The 6106-nt window shown below is 33.4% G+C and carries 8 protein-coding genes and 1 pseudogene; 8 read left to right on the top strand and 1 reads right to left on the bottom strand.

Annotation, left to right across the window (positions count from 1 at the left end; genetic code table 11):
• Positions 1-1119: pseudogene (locus BXU10_RS24590) on the top strand (AAA family ATPase); the annotation flags it as partial.
• Between the two features lie 111 nt (positions 1120-1230).
• Here the strand turns inward: BXU10_RS24590 and BXU10_RS24585 are convergent.
• The gene (locus tag BXU10_RS24585) at positions 1231-1998 is read right to left on the bottom strand and encodes a LexA family transcriptional regulator (protein WP_078226503.1); all 768 of its coding nucleotides are present in this window, start codon (positions 1996-1998) and stop codon (positions 1231-1233) included.
• An 86-nt stretch (positions 1999-2084) separates the two neighbouring features.
• Between BXU10_RS24585 and BXU10_RS24580 the strand changes: the two genes are divergently transcribed.
• The 7 genes from BXU10_RS24580 to BXU10_RS24550 all read left to right on the top strand — a co-directional run.
• Positions 2085-2660, top strand: a complete 576-nt coding sequence (locus tag BXU10_RS24580; protein ID WP_078230072.1) for an alpha-ketoglutarate-dependent dioxygenase AlkB — start codon at positions 2085-2087, stop codon at positions 2658-2660.
• Between the two features lie 165 nt (positions 2661-2825).
• Complete coding sequence (locus BXU10_RS24575; protein ID WP_051872957.1) at positions 2826-3464, top strand: ATP-binding protein; 639 nt, start codon at positions 2826-2828, stop codon at positions 3462-3464.
• Positions 3465-3528: 64 nt separating this feature from the next.
• Positions 3529-3846: a hypothetical protein gene (locus tag BXU10_RS24570; RefSeq protein WP_123922098.1), complete on the top strand. Its 318-nt coding sequence runs from the start codon at positions 3529-3531 to the stop codon at positions 3844-3846.
• 126 nt (positions 3847-3972) lie between these two features.
• Entirely contained in the window at positions 3973-4305 is a 333-nt protein-coding gene (locus tag BXU10_RS24565; protein WP_078226433.1) for a hypothetical protein, read from the top strand.
• Positions 4306-4324: 19 nt separating this feature from the next.
• Complete coding sequence (locus tag BXU10_RS24560; protein ID WP_078226434.1) at positions 4325-5032, top strand: DUF3164 family protein; 708 nt, start codon at positions 4325-4327, stop codon at positions 5030-5032.
• A gap of 212 nt (positions 5033-5244) precedes the next feature.
• Positions 5245-5688: a hypothetical protein gene (locus tag BXU10_RS24555; RefSeq protein ID WP_078226435.1), complete on the top strand. Its 444-nt coding sequence runs from the start codon at positions 5245-5247 to the stop codon at positions 5686-5688.
• Between the two features lie 120 nt (positions 5689-5808).
• Positions 5809-6106: hypothetical protein (locus tag BXU10_RS24550; RefSeq protein ID WP_131828976.1), on the top strand; the 298-nt coding region annotated here is incomplete at its 3' end.

Raw genomic sequence — 6106 nt, 5'->3', positions numbered from 1 at the left:
GATGAAAATGAGCCACAAATTTTTGAAACTTCTGAAGCTATCATTAAACATATTGAAAACCTTATCCATACTCTTGAAGAAAGAGCACTGGACAAACGTATTCATATTGAGGCTTTTGATTTATCTCTTATAATTGCTCAAAAAACAGGTATTCCTGCAGGGAAATTAAATGAAGAAGAAAAACAAAAACTAAATAATATTGAAGATGTTTTAAACCGCAGAGTAATTGGGCAGGATCATTGTATTGCAACAGTAGCAGGATCAATTTTAGAATCAAGATCCGGATTAAGCAAAGCGGGACAACCTATTGCATCCTTCTTTTTTTAGGACCAACAGGAACAGGAAAAACAGAGTTAGCCAAAAGTCTGGCGGAGTTTCTTTTTCAGGATGAAAATGCCATTATTCGTTTTGATATGTCTGAATTTAAAGAAGAACATTCGGCAGCATTGCTTTACGGAGCTCCTCCGGGATATGTAGGCTATGAAGAAGGCGGATTGCTGGTCAATAAAATAAGACAAAAACCGTATTCTATTGTATTATTTGATGAAATTGAAAAAAGCACATGCCTCTGTTTATGATGTATTCCTTCAAATTATGGACGAAGGAAAATTACATGACCGACTTGGAAAAGAAGGTGATTTCTCTAATGCTATTATTCTTTTTACCTCAAATATTGGGTCAGATCATATTGTAGAAACGTTCAATAATGGTCAAATTCCGGGTTCATCTTCACTAATGGAAATCATGGCTAATTATTTCAGACCTGAATTTTTAGGCCGATTGACAGAAATTGTACCTTTTGCGCCTATCAGCAAAGAAAATGCTTTAAAAATATTTGAAATCCATCTTAAAAAAGAGTTTTCAGATTTACTCAAAAATATGAAAATCGAAGTTGAAATCCCGATGGAAACTAAACTTTATCTTGCCGAAAACGGATATAATGCAAAATATGGTGCAAGACCAATAAAAAGCATCATCAGAAGTCATTTACGAAGACCACTGGCCAAGAAAATAATTTCCGGAGAAGTGAAAGATGGCGATAAAATGATTGTTGTTTTAGAAAATGATGAAGTTAAATGGATTAAGGAAGATGTTTTGATAAACTTGACAGATCAATAGATTTTATTTGGTTTCTATATTCTAGTAAATAACTTCTTTGCAGAAGATTTTAATCTGTTCATAAAAATCAAAGTCGTGAGACTTCGAGAAAGTCAATATATCGAACTAACCTTATGATTTATTACTTTTCAGTTCCATTACTTCTCTTTTTACTTCCAGAAGTAATTCTTTCATGATTTCTATTTCGTTTAATTCCTGTTTTTTATCTGTACGACCGATACTGCAACTGTATTCCCAAATTTCGATAATATCAGAAACTTTTACCTCATATTGAGGATAAAAACTGTTATCGGATTCTAAGACCAAGGCATTTTTTTTATTTTTGTTCAGGCGCTTGTATACCATTCCTTCATTTTTAGTAATCAGTATGTACGTTTTGCCGTCCTGTACTTCTCCTAACCTTTCTACATAACGGCCAATAATTATACTTCCGTCTTCATGAGGGGGCATTGAATCTCCTTCTACAGGAAACCCTCTGTGTTTTCCAGGCCCCAAAAATGGCAATGAGATTTGCTGCAGATTTTCGATGTATTCAGGATCTGCATAACCATTTAAATACCCTGCTTTTACTTTTTGAGTAACTACTTCAATGAAATTTTCTCCTTGCTGGTCTACCTGTATAGGCAGGACTAATCTGTTGTCTTCCAGCTTTAATAAATCTTCTACGCTAATTTTACGTATATCGACCGAAAGTAATAAGTCGATACTGATATGATAATGCTGTGCTATCTTTTTTAAAATTTCATAAGGTGCCTCTGAGGTTCCATCTTCGTATTTAACATACCTGCCTCTGGTTATCCCTAAATTCTCTGCCAGTTTTTCCTGTGAAATTTTTTGCTTTACCCGTAAGGTTCTAATATTATCTGAAAATAGCGACATAATTAATTATGTTATAATTTATAACAACAAATATATTAAAAATTGTTATTATCCGAACTAATTTTGTTTCTCTCAAAACAAAGAAAATGAGACTATTTAATGATACTGAATTATTTTCGACCGGTACAGGAGGGAAAAAGGTATTTGACGTTCCTGATGCTGACTTACTGTTAATCGACAATTTTTTCACGAAACAAGAATCAGATTACTATTATGATAAACTGCTGAACGAAACCCAATGGCAAGAATATGATATGCCGATGTACGATAAAATAGTTACCGCCCCCCGAATGGTTTCATGGTACAGAGATGATGATTTAGACGAATGCCACCCCCATCTAAACTGGCCATTAGAACTACAAACCATTCGCCAGCGTGTTGAAAATGAAACTCAAATACAATTTAATGCCGTATTACTTAATCTATACAGAAATGGAAAAGACGGAGTTGGATGGCATAGTGACAAAACTGTGAGCAGTAATAAAAACATGAATATCGCTTCGGTCACTTTTGGGGAAACCAGAATGTTCAGACTTCGTCATAAATTCAGAAAGGAAATCCCACAATTAGAGATTCCTCTTCATCATGGCTCTTTTTTACTTATGGCCGGAAATACAAACAGTTTCTGGCAGCATCAGATCCCAATCATTATTCAAATTTAGAATGGAAAGAAGGTGCTTCAAGTGGTGTGGGTAATTGGAAACAGAAGTTAAAACATGAGGACATTCCCAAAATCATCGAATTGCTGCAAGTAGGAAAATCCAAAACACAAATAGACCGCAAGTTCAATGTAGATGATGTAACTATTTTGAGAAATATAAAAAAGCATGACAAAGAAAATCAATAGAGCCTACTCTGTATCAAACGTTCTTTCAAAAAAATTCAATCCCTTAGAATTTACTGGCGAATGGAAAAATACATTAGGAACACCCGATAAAGCTTTTTCGGCAATCATATTTGGTGGTTCTGGTCAGGGTAAAACAGAAGCTGCAATAAAATTTGCAAAGTATCTGACCAATTTTGGCAAAGTTGCCTATGATTCTTTAGAGCAAGGATTATCTGCAACAATTCAAAACGCACTTGTCAGAAATCACATGGATACTTGCGGAAACTCTTTTGTCTTATTAGATCGTGAGCCCTTTGATGAATTGATTATCAGAATGAGTAAACCAAAATCACCAGACTTTCTTTTTGTCGATTCGGTTCAATACACAAGGATTAACAAAGTACAGTATTATCAACTAAAAGAACTGATGTTAAAGAAAGGAAAAGGTATTGTTTGGATTTCGCAGGCAAAGGGAAAAGAGCCTAAAGGTGCCTTGGCAGACGATATAAGATATGATGTTGATTTGAAATTATGGGTTGAGGGATTTAAGTTATTCCCTGATGGAAGGTTAAACGGTGGTGGTGAAGATTTTGCCATTTTTCCGGAGAGAGCAGCAAAATACTGGAGAGAAATTATTTAAACGTCAAAAAACATGAATAACAAAAACAAAATTATCGATCATTTACAGTTAACATCAGAGCAATATGATGAAAGATTATTTCAAATATTTTGGTGTTGGTGTCAAAAAATTTGGTAAAACTATAAATCATTCACAACAGTTATTAGCCAATCATGGCATTGCTAAATGGTGGTATGCAGAGTATGAAAAAATAGAAGCAAGGTTTATTGAAGCAATGCCTCATTTGCCGCTACACACCAATAGTTTAGAGTATCACTATTTCGGTTTTATCAATCAAATGAATACGATTTATCCAAAACCTTTAATAGATGCTATTTCAGTAAGTGTACAAAAAGAAGAAATTAAAATTACTAAAACACTACCTACTTATTATGCGAACTAAAAACCAATTAAAAAACAAAAAGGCTGAATTAGAACAATGGTTAACCGACAATCCTAACCATCCAGACAGGATAAAGATTCAATCAGATTTAAACAATGTTATTAACAAACTCTTAGAAAAAGAAAAATGATAAACTCAAACATTAGCGACCAAGAAGCCAAAGCGCGCTTAGATTTTTTAGACATCATAAATTCATTTTTGTTTGAGGATGTCCCCGTAAAGATTAAAGGCGAAATCCAATACCGAAAACGAGGGATCCTCACAGATGGTGAAAAAATTTGCTTAAGTCAGGAACGAGCTGCAATAAGGGATTTCCTTTCCTATAAAAAAGGTGAGATTGATAAAAAGCAAGTTCGAAATTATAAGGTTTCGGATAAAATAGAAGATAAAATAAATACCTGTGTAATTATTATCAAGCAAACCAACTGGCTAAAAACCTTTAAGAGACAATACTATTAATCATTAAAAAAATATCATTATGAATACTCAAACATTATCAAATCAAAGTTTAAACCTATTGGATTTATCTAATTATAGCCCGGAACAGTTAAGAGCTGCACTTGCGAAAGCAGAATCAAGGAAAGAAGAAGATCGTACAGCCTATAAGGAAATAGTGGAGCAAACAGTACCTAAAGCTGTTCATCTATTGTTGCAAGCTTCAGATCTTCTTTCAATAGCTAAAACAGAAGCTTTTAAATACTTCGAAAATGTTTTAAAACTTAAAGCTGATGTATATGGTGTAAAGGAGAAACAAATGACACATACTTTTTCTTATGAAAAAGGAGAGATTACCATTGGCTATCGAATTAATGATGCCTGGGACGATACTGTAAATGCCGGAATTGCCAAAGTTGAAAAATTCATTTCATCATTAGCGAAAGACAAAGAAACAGCTGCATTGGTAAGAATGGTATTCAATTTATTGAAAAAAGATGCAAAAGGTAATTTAAAAAGTAACCGTGTTTTAGAGCTTCAAAAATTAACAAAGGACTTTAATAGCGAAGAATTTACAGATGGTGTTGATATAATTTCCAAAGCCTATAAACCTAAAAAATCAGTTTGGTTTTGTGAAGCAGCCGTGATAAATGATGACGGAACAAAAACAGCAGTACCGCTTTCATTAAGTGCTGTTGATTTTACAAAAAACTACAAATTCAATTTTTACAATGAACCAGTCAAATCTTAGTACAATTATAGTATTGGTTATTGTACTCATCATAACCAACCGAAAGGAAATAGCCACTTTTAACGAATGGCTGCAATTTAGGATTAAAACACTTCTTAAACAGAATTTCGGCAAGTAGTTCAGTTTACCGGATATAATCTAACGTTTTGTATCCGGTATCAATATTACCATAATCAGTAATAATCTCAACTATTACACAAATCAGTCATATTATGGAAACGTCAATCACTCCAATTGTTACAATGGCAACATCAGACCAAAAACGATTAATTGCCATACACACACCCAATAAAGACACAAAGGAAGAATGGGTGCAATGGGCTACGGCAGATGAAAAAAGGACCTCTACAAATGATTTGACTTTCGACCAGGCGAATAGGATTTTAAAACAGCTTGGTTTAAAAGAACATGTAAAAGATCTATGGTCAAAATTTGACAAAAAAAATGCCCAGCACATGTCAATTTTAGCAATTCTAAGGATAGCACAATGGACTAAAAAAGTGAATGGAAAAGAGGTTGCAGATCTTGACGTTTTAGATCATTTTTTAAAAACAAAATCGCCTGTTAAAAAGCCATTAAAGAAAATGAACTACGAAGAAACCAGTAAAGTTATTCACGCACTTAACCAATCAGTAAAATGGATATTCAGCAAATAAATTGTTCTCACAGAGAAAAGAAAATCAAAGTATTAGATGCTGTATGCGGATGCGAAACAACAGTAATTGTTTGCTGTGATTGCGAAAAAGAATTAACAGAACCTAAAACCGAATGCTAAAATGCAAATAGATCTAAAACTTCCACCAGAAACATTTGTAATAATAGCGGCGACCCTACAGCCTGTTTACAACACCAACCCTATAACAAGAAAGGAGAAATCAATGTTTTCAATTGCTTTAGATATTACTAATAAAATGGATTCAAAAACAGGATTTCTAAAAAAACAATCCACCTTGTTTGATAGTAAAAAGAAATTAAAAATAACATTTAAACATCACGAAGCCGATATGTTAGAAATCATATTACTGGATCAGATTAAATATGTTGAAGATAAATATATAAGGCTTCAAATTCAAA

Source organism: Flavobacterium sp. LM4 (assembly GCF_002017935.1).
In the GTDB taxonomy this organism is placed as follows: Bacteria; Bacteroidota; Bacteroidia; order Flavobacteriales; family Flavobacteriaceae; genus Flavobacterium; species Flavobacterium chungangense.
Note: the sequence above shows the minus strand (reverse complement) of the source record. Positions and strands in the feature narration are given on the sequence as shown.

Excerpts from the sequence above, each read along its gene's own strand:
- BXU10_RS24565 (WP_078226433.1), top strand. The coding sequence starts at position 3,973 with ATGATAAACTCAAACATTAGCGACCAAGAAGCCAAAGCGCGCTTAGAT.
- BXU10_RS24570 (WP_123922098.1), top strand. The coding sequence starts at position 3,529 with ATGATGAAAGATTATTTCAAATATTTTGGTGTTGGTGTCAAAAAATTT.
- BXU10_RS24555 (WP_078226435.1), top strand. The coding sequence starts at position 5,245 with ATGGAAACGTCAATCACTCCAATTGTTACAATGGCAACATCAGACCAA.
- BXU10_RS24560 (WP_078226434.1), top strand. The coding sequence starts at position 4,325 with ATGAATACTCAAACATTATCAAATCAAAGTTTAAACCTATTGGATTTA.
- BXU10_RS24585 (WP_078226503.1), bottom strand. The coding sequence starts at position 1,998 with ATGTCGCTATTTTCAGATAATATTAGAACCTTACGGGTAAAGCAAAAA.
- BXU10_RS24575 (WP_051872957.1), top strand. The coding sequence starts at position 2,826 with ATGACAAAGAAAATCAATAGAGCCTACTCTGTATCAAACGTTCTTTCA.
- BXU10_RS24580 (WP_078230072.1), top strand. The coding sequence starts at position 2,085 with ATGAGACTATTTAATGATACTGAATTATTTTCGACCGGTACAGGAGGG.